At 73.1% G+C, this 18,124-nt stretch carries 15 protein-coding genes, 1 tRNA gene and 1 other RNA gene; 3 read left to right on the top strand and 14 right to left on the bottom strand.

Annotation, left to right across the window (positions count from 1 at the left end):
- Positions 1–18: 18 nt before the first annotated feature.
- The 5 genes from ACIRDU_RS12045 to ffs all read right to left on the bottom strand — a co-directional run bounded on the left by ACIRDU_RS12045 (position 19) and on the right by ffs (position 7,906).
- The gene (locus ACIRDU_RS12045) at positions 19–1,494 is read right to left on the bottom strand and encodes a N,N-dimethylformamidase beta subunit family domain-containing protein (RefSeq protein WP_403577541.1); all 1,476 of its coding nucleotides are present in this window, start codon (positions 1,492–1,494) and stop codon (positions 19–21) included.
- Positions 1,495–1,708: 214 nt separating this feature from the next.
- Positions 1,709–3,562, bottom strand: coding sequence for a hypothetical protein (locus ACIRDU_RS12050; RefSeq protein WP_403578964.1), 1,854 nt, complete (start codon positions 3,560–3,562; stop codon positions 1,709–1,711).
- Between the two features lie 326 nt (positions 3,563–3,888).
- Entirely contained in the window at positions 3,889–5,139 is a 1,251-nt protein-coding gene (gene purD / locus ACIRDU_RS12055; RefSeq protein WP_403577543.1) for a phosphoribosylamine--glycine ligase, read from the bottom strand.
- Between the two features lie 134 nt (positions 5,140–5,273).
- The gene (locus ACIRDU_RS12060) at positions 5,274–7,748 is read right to left on the bottom strand and encodes a DNA polymerase III subunit gamma and tau (protein WP_403577546.1); all 2,475 of its coding nucleotides are present in this window, start codon (positions 7,746–7,748) and stop codon (positions 5,274–5,276) included.
- 61 nt (positions 7,749–7,809) lie between these two features.
- An RNA gene (ffs, locus tag ACIRDU_RS12065) (signal recognition particle sRNA small type) lies at positions 7,810–7,906 on the bottom strand.
- Positions 7,907–7,978: 72 nt separating this feature from the next.
- Between ffs and ACIRDU_RS12070 the strand changes: the two genes are divergently transcribed.
- Positions 7,979–8,066, top strand: a tRNA-Ser gene (locus ACIRDU_RS12070).
- A gap of 76 nt (positions 8,067–8,142) precedes the next feature.
- On the opposite strand, the gene gap is transcribed toward ACIRDU_RS12070, so the two are convergent.
- The 5 genes from gap to ACIRDU_RS12095 form a co-directional block, all read right to left on the bottom strand.
- Positions 8,143–9,144, bottom strand: a complete 1,002-nt coding sequence (gap, locus tag ACIRDU_RS12075) for a type I glyceraldehyde-3-phosphate dehydrogenase (RefSeq protein ID WP_403577549.1) — start codon at positions 9,142–9,144, stop codon at positions 8,143–8,145.
- A gap of 113 nt (positions 9,145–9,257) precedes the next feature.
- Positions 9,258–10,214 carry a GlxA family transcriptional regulator gene (locus tag ACIRDU_RS12080; protein WP_403577551.1) on the bottom strand — a complete coding sequence of 319 codons (957 nt, stop codon included), beginning with the start codon at positions 10,212–10,214 and terminating at the stop codon, positions 9,258–9,260.
- Between the two features lie 78 nt (positions 10,215–10,292).
- Entirely contained in the window at positions 10,293–10,598 is a 306-nt protein-coding gene (locus tag ACIRDU_RS12085) for an amphi-Trp domain-containing protein (RefSeq protein WP_403577553.1), read from the bottom strand.
- Between the two features lie 67 nt (positions 10,599–10,665).
- Positions 10,666–10,890, bottom strand: a complete 225-nt coding sequence (locus tag ACIRDU_RS12090; protein ID WP_403577556.1) for a hypothetical protein — start codon at positions 10,888–10,890, stop codon at positions 10,666–10,668.
- Between the two features lie 44 nt (positions 10,891–10,934).
- Positions 10,935–11,168: a hypothetical protein gene (locus ACIRDU_RS12095; RefSeq protein ID WP_403577560.1), complete on the bottom strand. Its 234-nt coding sequence runs from the start codon at positions 11,166–11,168 to the stop codon at positions 10,935–10,937.
- A gap of 123 nt (positions 11,169–11,291) precedes the next feature.
- Here ACIRDU_RS12095 and ACIRDU_RS12100 point away from each other — a divergent pair, with 123 nt between their 5' ends.
- Complete coding sequence (locus tag ACIRDU_RS12100; RefSeq protein WP_399763268.1) at positions 11,292–11,513, top strand: hypothetical protein; 222 nt, start codon at positions 11,292–11,294, stop codon at positions 11,511–11,513.
- Between the two features lie 269 nt (positions 11,514–11,782).
- Here ACIRDU_RS12100 and ACIRDU_RS12105 read toward each other — a convergent pair whose 3' ends face one another.
- From ACIRDU_RS12105 to ACIRDU_RS12115, 3 genes are read right to left on the bottom strand one after another with little or no spacing between them, the layout of a single operon-like run.
- Complete coding sequence (locus ACIRDU_RS12105; RefSeq protein WP_403577563.1) at positions 11,783–12,268, bottom strand: MSMEG_6728 family protein; 486 nt, start codon at positions 12,266–12,268, stop codon at positions 11,783–11,785.
- A gap of 17 nt (positions 12,269–12,285) precedes the next feature.
- On the bottom strand, positions 12,286–12,738 hold the full coding sequence (locus tag ACIRDU_RS12110; RefSeq protein ID WP_403577565.1) for a DUF4383 domain-containing protein: 453 nt from the start codon (positions 12,736–12,738) through the stop codon (positions 12,286–12,288).
- Between the two features lie 13 nt (positions 12,739–12,751).
- Positions 12,752–15,229, bottom strand: coding sequence for a SpoIIE family protein phosphatase (locus ACIRDU_RS12115; RefSeq protein WP_403577567.1), 2,478 nt, complete (start codon positions 15,227–15,229; stop codon positions 12,752–12,754).
- Positions 15,230–15,377: 148 nt separating this feature from the next.
- Here ACIRDU_RS12115 and ACIRDU_RS12120 point away from each other — a divergent pair, with 148 nt between their 5' ends.
- Positions 15,378–16,346, top strand: coding sequence for a DUF72 domain-containing protein (locus tag ACIRDU_RS12120; RefSeq protein WP_403577568.1), 969 nt, complete (start codon positions 15,378–15,380; stop codon positions 16,344–16,346).
- Here the strand turns inward: ACIRDU_RS12120 and ACIRDU_RS12125 are convergent.
- Entirely contained in the window at positions 16,246–18,063 is a 1,818-nt protein-coding gene (locus ACIRDU_RS12125; protein WP_403577571.1) for a copper resistance protein CopC, read from the bottom strand. The two genes, ACIRDU_RS12120 and ACIRDU_RS12125, sit on opposite strands and share 101 nt — an antisense overlap.
- Positions 18,064–18,124 lie beyond the last annotated feature (61 nt).

The following is an 18,124-nucleotide window of genomic DNA, read 5'->3' on the forward strand; positions in this document are numbered from 1 at the left end:
TTGATCACCGACAGTGGGTCAGTCGCGTTTGCAGATGCGGTCCAGAAGATTGGCCGTGGCCCGCTGGATACGCGGGTCGACGTGGCCCGGGCGGTCCAGGGCCGGTGACCAGGCGAACGTTCCGGATGCGAAGACCCAGGCGCCGGAGGGAGCGCGGTACAGGGACGTCTCCTGGTGGCGCGGTGCGCCGGCCTTGTCGGTGTACGGGGAGTGGGCGAGCAGCACGCGCTCCTCGTGCTCGGGCAGCGGGGTGCGCGGGAAGTAGCGGTCGGCCTCGCCAGCCACCAGGTTCTCGATCTCGTCGCCCTCGTGCGCCCCGGTCGCCTCCCACAGCCAGTGACCGGCGTTGCGCACGATCAGCGGGTGCGGTTCGGGGACGGGCCCGGCGTACTGGATGCCCAGGAGCTGCTGCTCCGCCCGGTCGATCTCGCGCCACAACACCGGCTTGCCCGGGCCCCGGCGCTTGCGGCAGGTCAGCAGCCGGTCGGGGACGCCGGACGGGGAGGGGCCCAGCTCCACCTGCCAGTACAGGGAGTTCGCGGAGAGGAAGACGAGCGAGGTGCCGGTGTCGCGGGCGAGCTCCACGGTCCGGCGCATGTCCGCCGACCAGTACTCGTCGTGGCCAGGGAAGACCAGGCCCCGGTAGCGGGTGGGGTCGACGCGGCCCGCGTGCAGGTCGCTGGCGTCGGCGTAGGCCACGTCGTAGCCGTAGCGCTCGGCCCAGCGGATGAAGTCGTAGGCGTGGCCGACGTGCAGGGGGAGGCCTGCGCCCGCGTACGGGCGGTCGAAGGAGACCGTCGTGGCGGCCTCGGACTCGCCGAGCAGACGGCCCTGCTCGTCCCACGCGTGGTAGAGGCTGGCGCCGGTCCGGCCGTCCTCCGGGTAGAGGTTGTACGCCTGCCAGGTCACGTCGGGCAGCACCAGCAGCAGGTCGGCGGGCTGGTCGTGGCGGACGGTGAAGGGCACGTGGGAGCGGTAGCCGTCGGCGGTGGTGAGGACGGCGACGTACGCGCCGATGTTCCAGTACGACGGGACCTGGAGCCGCCAGGACAGCCACCAGTGGTGGCAGGAGACCGTACGGTCCGCGGTGAGCGGGGCTGGCTGGACGATGCCGGACAGGCGCGGGCTCGTGGTGATCTTCGCGGCGCCGTCACCGCCGTAGTGGCCGATGCGGTAGAGGTCGACGGCGAACTGCTGGGGTGGGTCGACGGTGATGTGGAAATCGATGGCCTCGCCGGGCGCGACCGCGCCGGTGGAGGTGAAGCCCTTGATCTGGCGGTGGACGTCGTCGGCCGCGCGGGGGCCGCCCGAGCCGCTGCCCTTCTTCGACGGGTGGGGGGCGTCCTGGTCCACGTACCAGGGGACGACCTGGCCCGAGTCGTCGAAGTACGTCACGTTGCCGCGCAGCCAGGGAACGGGGCCCTGCCCGAAGGGATCCGTCACGGCGTGCGCCAGCGCTCCCGACTCCCAGCGGCGGATCTGCTCCGAACCCATGGTTGGTTCCCCTCCCCTTTGCCCCCGTGGTGGTGCGTACCTGTGTGGTGTGTGCGGTGTTCTGCGCTCCCTGCGACACCTTTCGCGCTTATGTGCCTGTCGTATGTCGCAAGCCCTTGCCATGGACGCGAACGGTCTCAGCACATCACATAACGCACGCACTTCGTCACTGTTCGTTTTGAATTGGCCAGAACCGGAAGCAGCTGCTCCGGGCTCAGCCGAGGCGGACCGGCTTCTCGGGGCGTATGCCGAGCTGGGACAGCCAGACCCGCAGGGGTGTGGCGTCGCCGTCCTCGATCAGGGTGAGGACCTTGGGTGCCAGGTCGGCCATGCGCTCGCCGTCGACGAGGAGGGTCGGGCCGTCCAGCCAGTCCAGGCCCGGGGTCGCCCCGGCGGTGTCCATCGCGGCGCAGCACACCATCGCGGTGAGGTGGTCGGCGAGCAGTTCTCTGGCCGTGCGCGGGGGCTGGAGGGGGAAGAGGGGAAGGGCTCGGTCGTCCCAGAGGGCCGCGGGGTCGGGGGTGGGGGAGGAGGCGGGTGACGGGGAGGCGGGTGACGGGTCCGCCGGGGAGGGGGTGGTCTCCTCGCGGGCCAGTTCGGCGCTGAGCCGGGCGGCGAGGGTGGCGCTGGGGCCCGTCGTACCGGAGAGGTCCTCGTCCTCGAGGGGGTGTGCCGTGCCGGTGGTGCCGGTGGGTGCCCCGGGGGTTTCGTTCGCGGCGGTTTCCGGTCCGGAGGCGGTGGAGTCCGCCCCGGGGCCGGTTGCTGCGGCGCCCTCGGCCGTCCACGCGGGGGCCGTGTCCGTGAGGTGGTCGAGGACGCGGGACAACGTCGGGGGGCCCGTCTCCGGGGCTGTGGGGCCGGTGGCGGGGCGGACACCCATCGCGTCGAGAACCCGATGGAGGCGGGCCGCGTCGAGGCGCCACTTGCGGTCCACGACCTCTTCCGGATACTCGCTCCAGTCCACCGGCGACCAGTCCGGCCCGGGCCCGGCGGGACCGCCGTGGAAGAGGCGGGCAGCGAGGAGGGAGGCGGCCTCGTCGACCGCGCCCGGCTCCTCCAGCAGATCGCAGGCGGGCCGCTCGCCCAGTCGGGACGCGAAGCCCTCGGCCAGGCGGTCGCGCCGGGACAGCTCCGTGAGCGCCGCGACGACACCTGCGTCGAGCCGGGACGGCCAGCGGCCCATCCGCCAGGCGGGCAGCGCGACCCGGGTCAGCAGCCGGTCCCAGCCCGCGTACGCCAGGCCCACCTGCTCCTGGGCGACGATCCGCAGCCCGTAATCCACAGCCTGTGCACGCTCCGCGGCCGCGGCCGCCACGCCCCGCTCCATCTCGGTGGCATGGCCGCGGCAGCTGCGCAGCAGCAGCCGGGCGACCCAGCCGACGCCGGCGAGCACCGCCCGCGACACCGGATCGCGGCGGGGCGCCGACGTCACGGCCACCGCGGCGTCCAGACCCCGGACGAAGCGCCGGGCGGCGGCTATGTCCGGGTGGGCCGAGGGGCCGGTACCGGCGATGACCGGAGCGAGCACCGCGCGCAGTTCGCCGACCCGCATCCACCACAGGAACGGGGAGCCGATGACGAGGACCGGCGCGGCGGGCTGCCGGCGGTGCGTCTGCCTCCCCGCTCCGGCTATGTCGTGGTGCTCCTCGGCCGGGGGCGGGCCGTGGGCCGGGTGGGTGCGGTCCTCCAGCCAGCTGTCGCAGTCCGGGGTGAGCGCTATCGCGGAGGGCGCGGGGACGTCGAGGCGGTCGGCGAGGTCGCGCACCATCCGGTACAGGTCCGGGGCCGCCTCCTCGGTGACCGGGACGGTCGGGCTCAGGGCGGGCCGGGCCCGGGCGACGACCAGGGCGATCCCGGCGGCGGCGAGCAGCACGAGGACCGCGACCGGCGTCAGGATCCAGCGGGCGGTGTCCCAGACGGGGCCCTCGAGGCGGTCGCCTGCGGCGCCCGCGAGCAGGATCACGGCGACGGCGGCGGGCAGGAGGGCGACGGCCAGTGCGCGGCTGCGTATGCGCAGCACGGCCAGGGCCCGTGCCCGCGCGGCCTGCGCGCCTGCTTCCACACCCATTCCGGTCACGACCGACCTCACCCCCTCCCCGTTGACCCGACGCTTTCCTTGCTCACTCCCCCACTGTGGCACCCGCCACTGACATCGCAATGCCGGTGGGCCAAGTGCCCGAACGCTTGCGCCGCACCCTAGTTGGGGCTCCGCCCCCCGTCAGCCGGATAGGGCATCGGTCACTCGATGGAATGGCTTTGGGGAGAGGTGGATGACGGAAAGCGAACATCAGGCCCCCACCTGTCGAACACGTCAGGCCCCGGATCCTGAGACGGATCCAGGGCCTGTGGGGTTCATCGGCGGCGGGGTGGTTTCCCCGCACCACGAGGGGTGGGTTACGCGCCCGCCGCCTTCGCGGCGATGTCCGTGCGGTGCTGCGAGCCGTCGAGGCGGATACGGCCCACGGCCGTGTAGGCGCGGTCGCGGGCCTCGGTGAGGTCCTTGCCGGTCGCCGTCACGGACAGCACGCGGCCGCCCGCGCTGACGATCGCGTCGCCCTCCTGCCTGGTTCCCGCGTGCAGCACGTACGCGTGCGGGGCGTCCTGGGCGGCGACCTCGTCGAGACCGGTGATGGGGTCGCCGGTGCGCGGGGTGCCGGGGTAGTTGTGCGAGGCGACGACCACGGTCACGGCCGCGTCGTCGCTCCAGCGCAGCGGCTCCAGGTGGGCGAGGTTGCCGGTGGCGGCGGCCATCAGGAGACCGGCCAGCGGCGTCTTGAGCCGGGCCAGGACGACCTGGGTCTCGGGGTCGCCGAACCGGGCGTTGAACTCGATCACGCGCACACCGCGGGAGGTGATCGCGAGCCCGGCGTAGAGCAGACCGGAGAACGGCGTGCCGCGGCGCTGCATCTCGTCCACGGTCGGCTGCAGCACGGTCTGCGTCACCTCGTCGACCAGCTTCGGGTCGGCCCACGGCAGCGGGGAGTACGCGCCCATGCCGCCGGTGTTCGGGCCCTCGTCGCCGTCCAGCGCGCGCTTGAAGTCCTGGGCGGGCTGGAGCGGTACGACCGTCTCTCCGTCGGTGACGGCGAACAGGGAGACCTCGGGGCCGTCGAGGTACTCCTCGATGACCACGCGCTCGCAGGCCGCCGCGTGGGCCCGGGCCGCTTCGAGGTCGTCGGTCACGACGACGCCCTTGCCGGCGGCGAGCCCGTCGTCCTTCACGACGTACGGAGCGCCGAAGGCGTCGAGGGCCGTGTCGACCTCTTCTGGCGTCGTACAGACGTACGAGCGGGCCGTGGGCACCTCGGCCGCCGCCATGACGTCCTTCGCGAAGGCCTTGGAGCCCTCGAGCTGTGCGGCCCGGCCGGACGGGCCGAAGACCGGGATGCCCGCCTCGCGCACGGCGTCGGCGACACCGGCGACCAGAGGGGCCTCCGGGCCGACGACCACCAGCTCCGCGCCGAGCCGGGTGGCCAGCCCGGTGACGGCGGCGCCGTCCAGGGCGTCGACCTGGTGCAGCTCGGCGACCTCGGCGATGCCGGCGTTGCCGGGGGCGCAGTGCAGCGCCGTGACATCGGGGTCGTGGGACAGGGAGTGGCACAGGGCGTGTTCGCGGGCGCCGCTGCCGATGACGAGGACCTTCACGAGGGTCAGCCTAACGGGAGACGCCGGATTCCCCTTGTGCGGGCTTCCGAAGGGAGGGGGATGCGCGAGCTGGAGGTTCCTCCAAGGGAGGATCCCGCTTCCTCGAAAGGCGGCTCCGCACAAGCGAGAGCGGGCTACTCGTTCGTGAACTCCTCGACCACCGTCGCTCCCAGCTCCCGCACGATCAGCTCCTGGCCGGAGAGGGCCGACTCGTCGAGGTCGGGGTCGTCGTCCTCGGGGATGTCCTCCTCGACGGAGACGTGACGCGGCGCCGGGGCGGAGGGCTGAGGGACGGAGGCGGCCGGGGCGGGAGCTCTGGCAGGGGTGCCCGCCTGCGAGATGGGGCCGGACGGGGCGGCCGGCTGGGAGGGGGCGGGGCGCTGGGCGGTCGCCGTACCGCCGCCGCTCGCGTCGTATCCGCCGCTGCCGCCGCTCGCGTGGTGTCCGCCGCCGCCGGCGTTGTATCCGCCACCGCCGCCGAACCCGGAGGGGCCGCCCGGCGCCGGGGGCGCGGAGCCGCCCGAGGGGTCGACGATCGCCTCGATCTTCCACTGGACGTTGAACTGCTCGCCCAGTGCCTGCCGCAGCACGTCCTCGCTGCCGCTGCTCAGGAAGTTGTCCCGCGCGCCCGCGTTGACGAAGCCGAGTTGCAGCGTCGTGCCGTCGAAGCCGGTCACCTGGGCGTTCTGGCTGAGCAGGATCCAGGTGAAGCGACGGCGGTTCTTGACCGCCTCCAGGATGTTCGGCCAGAGCATGCGGGGGTCGAGGTTGCCACCGCCCGTGGGCGCGGAGGCGGGAGCCGGGGCGGCCTGAGCCTGACCCTGAGCCGGGGGCTGGGCCGTCGGGGGGGCGCCGGGGGTGGGGGTGCTCGCCGGTGGGGTGTGCGCCGGTTGGGTGTGCGAACCCGGCGTGCCCGGGGCGGCCGTGGGCCAGCCTCCGGGGCGGCGGCCACCGCTGCCCGCGGAGGCGGCGGTGGGCCAGGCGCCGGGGGCGGGCTGGGCCGGGGAGGGCTTCGCCTGTCCGCCGGGGGCGGGGGAGGAGACGGCCGGGGCTGCGGCGGGGGCGCTCGGGGCGCCGGGTCCGCCGGGTCCTTCGGGGGCACCGGTTCCGCCCTGGGCGCCGGGAGCGGGGGGCCCGCTGGGCGTGCCCGGGGCCGACGGCGACGCGCTCTGACCGGGCGATGCCTGTGACGCACCCGGGCCCGCCGCCGAAGGGGCGGAGCCGGCCGCGGCCGCCGTATGGCCGCCACCGCTTCCGCCGGCGGCCGCGGTGCCGCCGTTGCCCGGTGCTCCGGGCGCCCGGACCGCCGCACGGGCCGCGGCCGGGCCGCCACCCTGTGGCACCGGACCGCCGCCGCCCGCCTGGGCCGGAGCGGCCGCCGCTCCCCCATGGCCCTCCGGCCCGGGCACGTACCCCGTGGCCGGCATGCCGGCGGGAGCCGCGGAGAAGTTCACGCCGCGCTCGATCCGGTCGAGGCGGGCCATGACGGAGCGCTCGTCACCGTAGGCGGCGGGGAGCAGGACGCGGGCGCAGATCAGCTCCAGCTGGAGACGGGGCGAGTGGGCGCCGCGCATCTCGGTCAGGCCCTCGTTGACGAGGTCGGCGGCGCGGCTCAGCTCGGCCGGGCCGAAGGTGCCGGCCTGGGCCTGCATGCGCTCGATCACATCGGCGGGGGCGTCGATCAGCCCCTTCTCCGCCGCGTCCGGGACGGCGGCGAGGATCACCAGGTCGCGCAGCCGCTCCAGCAGGTCGGCGACGAAGCGACGGGGGTCGTTCCCGCCCTCGATCACGCGGTCGACGATCTCGAAGGCGGCGGCGCCGTCGCCGGTGGCGAAGGCCTCGACGACGGAGTCGAGGAGCGAGCTCTCGGTGTATCCGAGCAGGGCGGTGGCCATGGCGTAGGTCACACCGTCCGCCGCGGCGCCCGCGAGGAGCTGGTCCATGACCGACATGGAGTCACGCACGGAGCCGCCACCGGCCCGCACCACGAGCGGGAGCACGCCGTCCTCGACGGGGATGGCCTCCTTCTGGCAGACCTGCCCGAGGTACTCCCGCAGGGTGCCGGGGGGCACGAGCCGGAACGGGTAGTGGTGGGTGCGCGACCGGATCGTCCCGATGACCTTCTCGGGCTCGGTGGTCGCGAAGATGAACTTGAGGTGCTCCGGCGGCTCCTCGACGACCTTGAGCAGTGCGTTGAAGCCGGCCGACGTGACCATGTGGGCCTCGTCGATGATGTAAATCTTGTACCGGCTGCGGGCGGGCCCGAAGAAGGCCTTCTCGCGCAGGTCACGGGCGTCGTCCACGCCACCGTGGGAAGCGGCGTCGATCTCGATGACGTCGATGGAACCGGGGCCGTTGCGCGCGAGGTCCTGACAGGACTGGCACTCACCGCACGGCGTCGGTGTGGGCCCCTGCTCGCAGTTCAGGCAGCGCGCGAGGATGCGGGCACTGGTCGTCTTGCCACAGCCGCGCGGCCCGCTGAACAGGTACGCGTGGTTGACCCGGTTGTTCCGCAGCGCCTGCTGCAACGGGTCGGTGACATGCTCCTGCCCGATGACCTCGGCGAAGGTCTCCGGGCGGTAGCGGCGGTACAGAGCGAGAGACGACACGCATACGAGGTTATAGGCGCCCACCGACAACGGGCCCCGGCCAGGCGATCCGGTCCGGGAACGCAGACGCCCCCCACGCACCCGCCAGAGCCGACCTACCCTTGCTGCCTTCCGGCCCTGGGGGAGTTCAGTCAGATAGCGCCGCGTGAGGGGCTGCGCCCACAGTACCCGATGGCGGCAGGCGGGAACGAGTTCGCGAGCACTCCTCAACGTCTTGTATTGTTTGCGGCGGAGGATTCGCCTAGAGGCCTAGGGCGCACGCTTGGAAAGCGTGTTGGGGGCAACCCCTCACGAGTTCGAATCTCGTATCCTCCGCCAGTGCCTCACCGGGCACGATGTCGAAGGGCCCCACCGCTTGCGGTGGGGCCCTTCGGCGTTGTCCGGCTCGATCGGCTCAGCCGGCGAGGAGCTGGAGCGTGTCGATCACGCGGTTCGAGAAGCCCCACTCGTTGTCGTACCAGGCGACCACCTTGACGTGGCGGCCGTCGACGCGGGTGAGGGCCGAGTCGAAGATCGAGGAGGCCGGGTTGCCCACGATGTCGGACGACACGAGCGGGTCGTCCGCGTACTCGAGGATGCCGGCGAGCGGGCCCTGCGCCGCGGCGCGGTACGCCGCCAGCACGTCGTCGCGCGTCACGTCGCGGGCGACGGTCGTGTTGAGTTCGACGATCGAGCCCACCGGAACCGGCACGCGGATCGAGTCGCCCGACAGCTTGCCGTCGAGGTTCGGCAGCACGAGACCGATCGCCTTGGCGGCGCCGGTCGTCGTCGGCACGATGTTGACGCCGGCGGCGCGGGCGCGGCGGGCGTCGCGGTGCGGGCCGTCCTGCAGGTTCTGCTCCTGCGTGTAGGCGTGCACCGTCGTCATGAAGCCGTGCTCGATGCCCGCGAGTTCGTCGAGCACCGCGGCCAGCGGCGCGAGCGCGTTGGTCGTGCACGAGGCGTTCGAGACGATCGTGTGCACGTCCGGGTCGTACGCGCCGGTGTTGACCCCGAACGCGAGCGTGACGTCGGCGCCGTCCGACGGCGCACTGACGAGCACCTTCCTCGCGCCGGCGTCGAGGTGGGCGCGGGCGGCCTTGGCCGAGGTGAAGCGGCCGGTGGCCTCCAGAACGATGTCGACGCCGAGTTCGGCCCAGGGCAGTTGCGCCGGTTCGCGCTCGGCCAGCACTGTGATCCGGCGGCCGTCGACGACGAGGGCGTCCCCCTCGACGGTCACCGGGCGCCCGAGGCGGCCGGCCGTGCTGTCGTAGGCGAGCAGCCGGGCGAGGGTGGCGGGCTCCGTGAGGTCGTTGACGGCGACGATGTCGAGGTCGAGGTCGCTGTCGCGTTCGAGCAGTGCGCGCAGCACATTGCGTCCGATGCGGCCGAATCCGTTGATCGCGATGCGCGTCATGAGTGGTGTCCCTTCGGTCCCTACAGGTTCGTCACCAGCGTCGCGTCCGGCATCCGCCCGTGACAGCGGCGGGATCGCCACGGTTCACAAGGATCGCGCCACGTGGCGGCGGACTACTCGCCCCGGGCGAAAGTGCGCCGGTACTCGCTCGGCGTGGTGCCGAGGATGCGCTGGAAGTGCAGCCGCAGATTCGCACCGGTGCCCAGACCGACGTCGGCGGCGATCTGCTCCACGCTCCGTTCCGAACGCTCGAGCAGCTCACGGGCCATGTCGATGCGGGCGCGCATGACCCACTGCATCGGCGTGTATCCCGTGTCCTCGACGAAGCGCCGCGACAACGTGCGCGGCGAGACCCCCGCATGCCGTGCGAGCACCCCGAGGGCCAGGGGCTCGCCGAGCCGGTGCAGCGCCCACTCGCGGGTGGCGGCGAACCGCTCGCCGAGCGGCTCGGGCACGCTGCGCGGCACGTACTGCGCTTGACCGCCACTGCGATAGGGGGCAGCGACCAGCCGCCGGGCCGCGTGGTTCGACGCTGCCACTCCGAGGTCGCCGCGCAGGATGTGCAGGCACAGGTCGATGCCCGAGGCGGCGCCCGCCGAGGTCAGCACGCTGCCCTCGTCGACGAACAGGACGTTCTCGTCGACCTGGACGAGCGGATGCTTCGCCGCAAGCGCCCGCGAGTAATGCCAGTGCGTCGTGGCGCGTCTGCCGTCGAGCAGGCCCGTGGCGGCGAGCGCGAAGGCGCCCGTCGAGATGGCGGCGAGCCGCGTGCCCCGGGCGTGGGCTGCGATCAGCGCGTCGACGACGGCCTGCGGCGGGTCGTCGCGGTCCGGGGACCGGTAGCCGGGGATGAAGACGATGTCGGCCCACGCCAGTGCGTCAAGACCGTGGGCGACGTAGTACGACAGGCCGTCGCCGCCGGTCACGAGACCAGGTGCCGACCCGCACACGCGCACCTCGTACGGCATGCTCGCGCGGGTCGTGAACACCTGCGCGGGGATGCCGACATCGAGCGGTTTGGCACCCGCGAGCACCAGGACGGCGACGCGACGCAGGCGGGAGGACGGCACCGGGACAGGGTACGAGGAAGTGCGGGGCCGGACCTTTCGTCGCCACCGCCGGACAACCCGAGCGCGGCACTGCCGGTCTCACGGTGTCTTCGTGGTGGACCGTTTGGCGCTCCTGTTCCGGCCCGCACCGGTGGGTGCGTTCCTCCGCTCGGGCTTGTCCGCGGTCGGCCACTTCAGCTCGATCTCCAGCTCGATCTCACCGTCACCGATCTCGACCTCCATCTCGCTGTGCAGGTCGTCGGGGATCCGCAGGCCCAGCGTTCCGGGGCCGAGTTCCAGCTCGGCGTCCCCGCCTTCCCTCAGCGCGTCCGCGAGTGCCGTGAGCTGGTCAGCGGCCTCCTGGCGGGACAGCGAGCGCTTCTGCTCGAACTTGAGGTCCTTCATGGGGCCCTCCGATGTGGGGCAAAAAGGGTGTATAACCCCATTCTGGCGTGATGCGCAGACGCGCGGATCAGTCACCCGTCTCCGGACCCCAGTGCTCAGGACCCACTCCGTGCCAGTCGATCCACGGCGCCTGTGCCACGTCCGCCGGGTCGATCTCCAGACCGGCGCGGCGGAGGAACTCCGCGACGTCGGCCACGTTGTGGGCGAGCCCGAGGATCTCGCCGTCCACGCGCACGCGTCGGCCGCCCGAGGGCGACGGCGGATGCACGATCACGCGAATCGATCCGGACATGCCTTCAGGATCATCCGGGACGTACGGCCCCGCAGGTCGGCGGGTCATTTGTGGAGCCGCTCACTCGCGCCCCCGGCCGCCTGCCCCGGCTCGCGCAGCTCCCACCACGCCGCGGGACTCGGCCGTCGCCGGTGCCGGCAGGGGTGGAAGAACGTCTGGGCCGACAGCCGGTACAGGCGCCGACGCAGCTCGGTGCGGCCGGGCCGGTCGGCGAGCTGACGGTAGGTGGCACTCCACTCACGCTGCGCCCGGACGAGATCGTCGGGAAACGTTCGCATGGCCGAATTCAATCATGTGTTCGATTTTTTGGGCCACCGCGACGCCTCTCTTTCATCTCGGTTCGGGCACCGGACGGGGACAGCCGCAGCGCGAGGGGCGCGAGTAGGCGCATACTGAGGCCAATGACAAAGCCTGCTGCTCCTAAGCGTCATTTGCCTACCAGCCCCTTCAAGGCTCCGGTCGCACCCGCTCCCAAGCACTTCGCCGTGGGTGACCAGGTCACGCACGACATGTACGGGCTCGGCCGGGTCATCGGCATGGAGGACGGAATCGCTGCACTCGTCGACTTCGGTTCGGCGCAGATGCGGATCCTGAGCCCCTACGCCAAGATGACCAAGCTGTAGGACCTCGTGCCCGGTCAGGGCACACCTGGTCCTTCCCTGGGCCAGTAACGGAAAAGAGACCTCTCATCGAACCGACTTCGCTGTTCTCCGCCGTGGAAGGGCAACCCCGCCGTGCCGGCGCGGTGTCGCCGCCTCCGGTGACCAACCCCTTCCAGGCCCCCCCGGACTTCGGGGAGGACGAGGCCTTCCCGCACGAGGACGTGACGGAGCAGCCCACCGCCACCCGGCGTCCGGCACGCCGCAGGGCTGCCTAGTCCCGCAGGAACCTGTCAGGTCCGGGACGGCTGCGGGCCCGTGCGGTCCGAGGCCGGCCAGACGTACGGCAGGTCGTTGGGGACGCCCGGGAAAAGGTCCGCGTAGGTGACGGGGTCCTTGCGGACCAGGGCCGAGCGGTGGCTCTCATGGAAGGAGTCGTCGCCGAGCCAGGGTGGGAGTTCGCCCTCGGCGGCCAGTCGGTGCTGGTCGCGGATCGGGGCGTGCGGGCGGGTCGCCGCGAGATCCGCCACGAGGGTGGCCGCACAGGTGTCCTGGTGCCCTTGTTCGCGCCAGACGCGGCAGATCTCCAGGCCGTAGCGGACCAGCGCCTCCTCGTAACCGAGCCACATCTTCACGGCCGGGTGGCGGCGCCACCCGTAGCCGGGGACCACCAGCCCGCGCAGGACCTGCAGTGCCTCGACCCGTTGTTTGCCCAGCCGGCGGCGATCGAGGGCCAAGGCCGTGGTGCGGAAGTCGGGGTAGGGCAGGAAGGTCTGCATGCCGTCGTCGGTGATCCTTACCGTGCGTCGGCGCGCGTGCCGCGCCGGCTGAGGGCGAGGGCCAGGCCGATCATGGCGATGCCCAGGACGAAGTGGAGCCAGTCGTCCGCGGAGTTCAGCGGGACGAAGTTCGCGTCACTGTCGTGGCCGACGAACAGGCCGTACACCCACAGCACCAGATAGACGGCACCGCCGACCAGCAGGTACGAGTACGCCCCGGCGGCCGTACGGGCGAGCGTCAGACCGGCGAGGCCGTAGGCCAGGTGCACCAGGTTGTGCAGGATCGAGACCTGGAACAGGCCGAACAGTTCGGCGCCCGACTCGTGGGAGGCGAACTCCATCGAGCCGTAGTCGGTGGTGATACCGGGGATGAAGCCCAGCACGCCGACCACGAGGAAGACGAGGCCGAACAGCATGGCGGCCTGCTGGATGGGGGTGCGGGCGGCCCGGTGGGACGTAGGTGTGGTCATGGTCGGTGGCTCCTCACGTGAGGGACAGGGTCTGTTCCGCCCAGATGGTCTTGCCCGTGGCGCCCTGGCGGGTGCCCCAGCGCTCGGTCAGCTGGGCGACGAGGAGCAGGCCGCGGCCGCCCTCGTCATAGGTGCGGGCACGCCGCAGGTGGGGAGCGGTGTTGCCGCCGTCGGAGACCTCGCAGATCAAGGTCGTGTCGTGGATCAGGCGCAGCTGGATCGGCGGCTCGGCGTGCCGGATGGCGTTGGTGACGAGCTCGCTGACGACCAGTTCCGTGACGAACACGGCGTCGGAAAGGCCCCACCGCTCCAGTTGCGCCACCACGTCCTTGCGGGTCCGCGCGACCGCGGACGGGTCGGACGGCACCGCCCAGGTGGCGACCTGGTTCGCGTCGAGCGCGCGGGTCCGGGCGATGAGCAGGGCCACGTCGTCGGCCGGGCGCCGCGGCAGCAGGTCGGTGAGGACCGTGTCGCACAGCGTGTCCAATGACCCCGCCGGGCGGGCCAGGGCCTGCCGCAGCCGGTGGACGCCGCTGTCGAGGTCCCGGTCGCGGTTCACGATCAGACCGTTGGTGTAGAGCGCGAGCAGGCTGCCCTCGGGGAGGACGACCTCGGTGGCCTCGTACGGCAGACCGCCCACGCCGAGCGGGGGCGCTGCCGGGAGCCCGATGAGATCAACGGCGCCCTCAGGGCTCACCACGACCGGTACGGGATGCCCGGCCCCGGCCAGGCAGCAGCGCCGCGTCACCGGGTCGTAGACGGCGTACAGGCAGGTGGCCCCGACCTCGCCGGAGGTCTCCGCGGGGCCCGTCGCGCTCCGGTCCGCGTCGTCCTCCTCCGTGTTGAGGCGGGCGACCAGGTCGTCGAGGTGGGTCAGCAGCTCGTCGCACGGCAGGTCGATGTCGGCCAGCGTGCGGACCGCCGTACGCAGCCGCCCCATGGTCGCCGACGCGTGCAGCCCGTGGCCGACCACGTCGCCGACGACCAGGGCGACCCGCGCCCCGGACAGGGGGATGACGTCGAACCAGTCCCCGCCGACACCGGCGTGCCCGCCCGCCGGGAGGTAGCGGGAGGCGACCTCGACCGCCGCCTGCCGGGGCAGCCGCTGCGGCAGCAGGCTGCGCTGGAGCGTGACCGCCGTGGCGCGCTCGCGGGTGAAGCGGCGGGCGTTGTCGATGCTGACCGCGGCCCGGGCGGCCAGTTCCCCGGCCAGGACCAGGTCGTCGTGCCGGAAGGGCTCCTGGTTGCGGTGCCGGACGAAGAAGGCGACGCCCAGCGTGGTGCCGCGGGCGGCCAGCGGCACGGTCATCACGGAGTGGATGCCGAACGCCCGGACCCGGGCGGCACGGGCCGGGTCGCGTGCCAGCCAGGCGCTGAACGCCGTGTCGCTCACCTCGTGCAGGGTGGGCCGTGCGGTGCGCAGGCTCTCGTAGGGCAACGAGCCCGCCGGGTAGGAGTCCACCGCGCCTGCCGCCACGACCGCCTCCGGGGCGCCCGGGGTCACGGACCGCAGGGCGGCCCGGCGCAGCAGCAGCGGCCCGACCGCCGGAACCGCCCGCGCGGGCGGCTCGGGCACGTCGTCCAGAGCGGCCAGCAGATCGACACTGACGAAGTCGGCCAGGGCCGGAACGGTCACGTCCGCCAGCTCCTGGGCCGTGCGCGTCACATCGAGCGTGCTGCCGATGCGCCGGCCGGCCTCGGCGATCAGCTGGAGCCGCTTGCGGGCCCAGAACTGCTCCGTCATGTCGTGCGCCGACAGGCAGACGCCCTGGATGGTGCCCTCGTGGTCGCGCAGGGCGGACATGAAGACCGACCAGGCGTGCTCATGGTTCTCGCCGGGGGCGCGCAGGTAGTTCTCCTCGTACTCCGGCTCGCCGGTCCGCAGCACCCGGGCCATGCTGCGCTCCGCCCGCAGGCCGGCGTCGTGGTCGACGATCTCGGACACCCGCAGGCCGCGCATCTCCTCCTCGGTGAGCGCGGTGGAGCGCTCCATGTCGGCGTTGGCCCGGCGCAACCGGAGCCGGGTGTCGTAGATCGCCTGGGCGCAGCACGGGGACTGGGCGAAACTCCAGCTCACGAGGGATTCGTCGAAGTCGGCCGGAGGCTGCCGGCCGGTCAGGGCGGAGACGATGAGCCAGCCCGGGGCGCCGGCGCCGGGCGGCCTGTGGTGGGCGAGGATCCTGACCGTCAGCTTCCGGCCGTCACGGTGTCTCAGCGCGACGTCGCCGTTCCAGCGCGGCAGCCCGGCGAGGGTGGGCAAACCGCCCCGCACGGGGATCGGCTCGGCCAGCAGATCCGCGGCACGGCGGCCGGTCAGCTGCCCGGCCGAGTACCCGAGGAGCCGCTCGGCGCCCGTGTTCCAGCCGGTCACGGTGCCGTGTTCGTCGAGGGTGACCCGGGCCGTGAGAGAGGCGCCCACGAGGGCTTCGAGGGCGTCGGCGTCTTCGCCGGACGACCGGGTGGCCCTGCCGACGGTGACGGGCTGCTCCATGATCGGTCATCTCGCTCTCGGGGGGTGTCAGCCGTAGCCCCGGACATGTACAGCTATGACCTGCTTACCCCGATTAGGGAGGGTTTCACCGTGACGCCCGGCCGAGAAGCGGAGCCTGCCGCCGCCCGGCCCGGGTAACCGCTCCCCCATGGGTGAGATCCGCGTGGGCACGTGTTCCTGGACCGACCGGGCCCTGGTCGGCAGCGGCTGGTATCCGGCGGGGCGGCGGGACGCCGAGGGGCGGTTACGGCACTACGCCGAGCGGTTCCCGGTCGTCGAGGTCGACGCCTCGTACTACGCGCTGCCCAGCGAGCGGAACAGCCGGCTGTGGGCCGAGCGGACACCGGACGGGTTCGTGTTCGACGTGAAGGCGTTCTCACTGCTCACCGGGCATCCCACCCGGGAGGCGGTGATGCCGGACGGGCTGCCGGCCGAGCACCGGGACCCGGCGGTGCTCGACGAGGTGTGGGCCCGGTTCGCGGCCGGGATCGAGCCGCTGCGGGAGGCCGGGCGGCTCGGGAGCGTGCTGTTCCAGTTCCCGCCCTGGTTCCGGCCCGGGCAGCGGGCGGAGGCGTTCCTCCAGGAGTGCGCGGAGCGGACCGAGGGCTGGCCGCTCGCCGTCGAGTTCCGGCACCCCTCGTGGTGGGAGCCGGGGCAGGACGAGGCGACCGGCGCACTGCTCACCCGGCACGGCATGGCCGCGGTCGCCGTCGACATGACGCAGACGCTCCCCTCCTCCGTCCCGCCCGTCACTCCGGTGACCTCGCCCCGGCTGTCCGTCGTCCGCTTCCACGGGCGCAGCACCGCCTGGGGGACCGGCAGCAAGGAGGACCGCTTCCGGTACGCCTACGACGAGGGCGAACTCGCCGAATGGCTGCCCCGGGTGCGCCGGCTGGCCGAGCGGACCGAACAGGTCCACGTCCTGTTCAACAACTGCTGCGGAGACGCCGCCGTCCGCGCCGCCGAGACGATGGCACGGCTCCTGGACGACGACCCTCCGGCGGCGGCGCGGCTGCCTAGGGCTCGATCCGCACCCGCCGCTCCACCGACACCTGGTCCACGTCCGACACCCGCACGGTCGTCTTCATCGTCCAGTTCCCGGCGAGCGGCAGGTTGACGGAGTTGGTGCTCCAGTAGCCGCCCCGGTCGTGGAGTTCGGCGTCGATCGGGCCGACCTTCCTGGAGGGCAGGGTGAAGGTGATGCGGACCTCGGGGACGGCGACCAGGCCCGTGTCGGAGCCGTAGACCACGGCTTGGACGCCGTTCTCGCCGACACGGGCCGGGTCCAGGGTGACCTGCACCGTGCCGCGTCCGGTCACGGATCCCGTGCCCGTGTCGAAGGGCACCGTGACCTGGGTCGTGGGCGGCAGCGCGCCCACCGGGGCCTGCTGGGCCGCCTCGGCCTGGGCGCGGCCCGGGAGGGTTCCCGTGAGCACGGTGGTGATCAGCAACACCACGGCGGCGACGGCGACTTCCACGAGGACGGAGCGGCGCAGGCGACGCCGGACATCGGGATCACCGGGTCCTGCCGCGGCCCCCGCCGGATCGTCGGGCGTCCCCGGCCCGTCGGGCCCCGTCGGTTCCCCGGGCTTCTCCGGTTCTTCGTGTTCCGCCGCCGCGCCGACCGGCTGCGGGACCCGGGCCGGAACGGCTGCCCGGGGGGCCGTCGCCGGCGCCGCGAGCCGCGCCGTCCAGCGCCGCGAGTACCCGGCGACCAGCAACAGCACGGCCACCCCGGCCAGTTTGGCGAGCAGCAGACGGCCGTACGACGTGCCGGTCAGCGCGGAGAGGGAGCCGAGGCCGCGCCAGGACTGGTAGACGCCGGTGACGGCCAGGACGGTCACCGAGGCGAAGGCGATCCGCGAGAAGCGGGGCACGACCTCCACCAGGTCGTCGCCCAAGGAGCGGCGCAGGGTCAGCAGCAGCGCCACCAGGCCGCCGAGCCAGACGCCGGTCGCCAGCAGGTGCAGTACGGACGATGTCATCGCCAGCGGCACCTGGATCCCGGCGGAGGCGTGTTCGGCCGCCGCCCAGGTCAGGGCGAGGGCGGCGGCCAGGGCCGTGCCGAGCGCCGCGGCGGCGGGCTGCTCCTTGAGGTCTCGGCGCTTGGCGAGCCGTATCAGGAAGGCCGCGGTGAGCAGGAGGACGGCCAGCCGGGCGAGGAGCGCCAGGCCCGGGCGGCTGGTGAGGGTGCGGCCGAGGGCGGAGGCGTCGAGGGCCGCGGCCGGGCCCGTTCCCGTCTCGTAGGGGGCGCGCAGCAGGAGCAGGACGGCCGTCGAGCCCAGCAGCGTCCACCAGGCCCCCAGCAGCGGTCGGCGCAGCGGGGAGGTGTGCGCGGGCCGGCACAGCAGCGCGAACGCCGCCGTGCCGACGAGCAGCGCGGCGGCGAGGTAGGCGAGGTAACGGGCGCCGTCGTAGAGGCCGCGGGTGAGCGGGTCCTCGGCCGGGCCCGTGTCGATCTGGGTCGTGGTCGCGGAGCGTTTGCCCACGGAGAAGCTGAAGGCGCCGGACACCGGGTGGCTGTCGGCGGACACGACGCGCCAGGCCACCGTGTACGTGCCCTGGGCGAGCTTGCCGGGCAGGCCGACCCGGGCCGTGTCGGAGCGGCCGTCCGCGTGCGTGGCCTCGCCGGTGTGGACGCGGCGCTGGTCGGGGCCGAAGACGCGGAAGGAGTCGTCGAGCAGGCCGATGGACTCGGTGAAGGTCAGGGTGACGTGGCGGGGGGCCTGTCGGACGACGGATCCGTCGTCGGGGTCGGTGCTGCGGAGGGCGGCGTGGGCGGAGGCGGGGGTTGCTCCGGCGAGGAGCAGTACCAGCACGGTGCCGAGCAGCACCAGCGCTTGGAATCGCCGGGGATGTCCGGCATTGCGATCCTCGTTCCGCCGTTGGTCCACG

Source organism: Streptomyces sp. NPDC093598, from assembly GCF_044764825.1.
Taxonomy (GTDB): Bacteria; Actinomycetota; Actinomycetes; order Streptomycetales; family Streptomycetaceae; genus Streptomyces.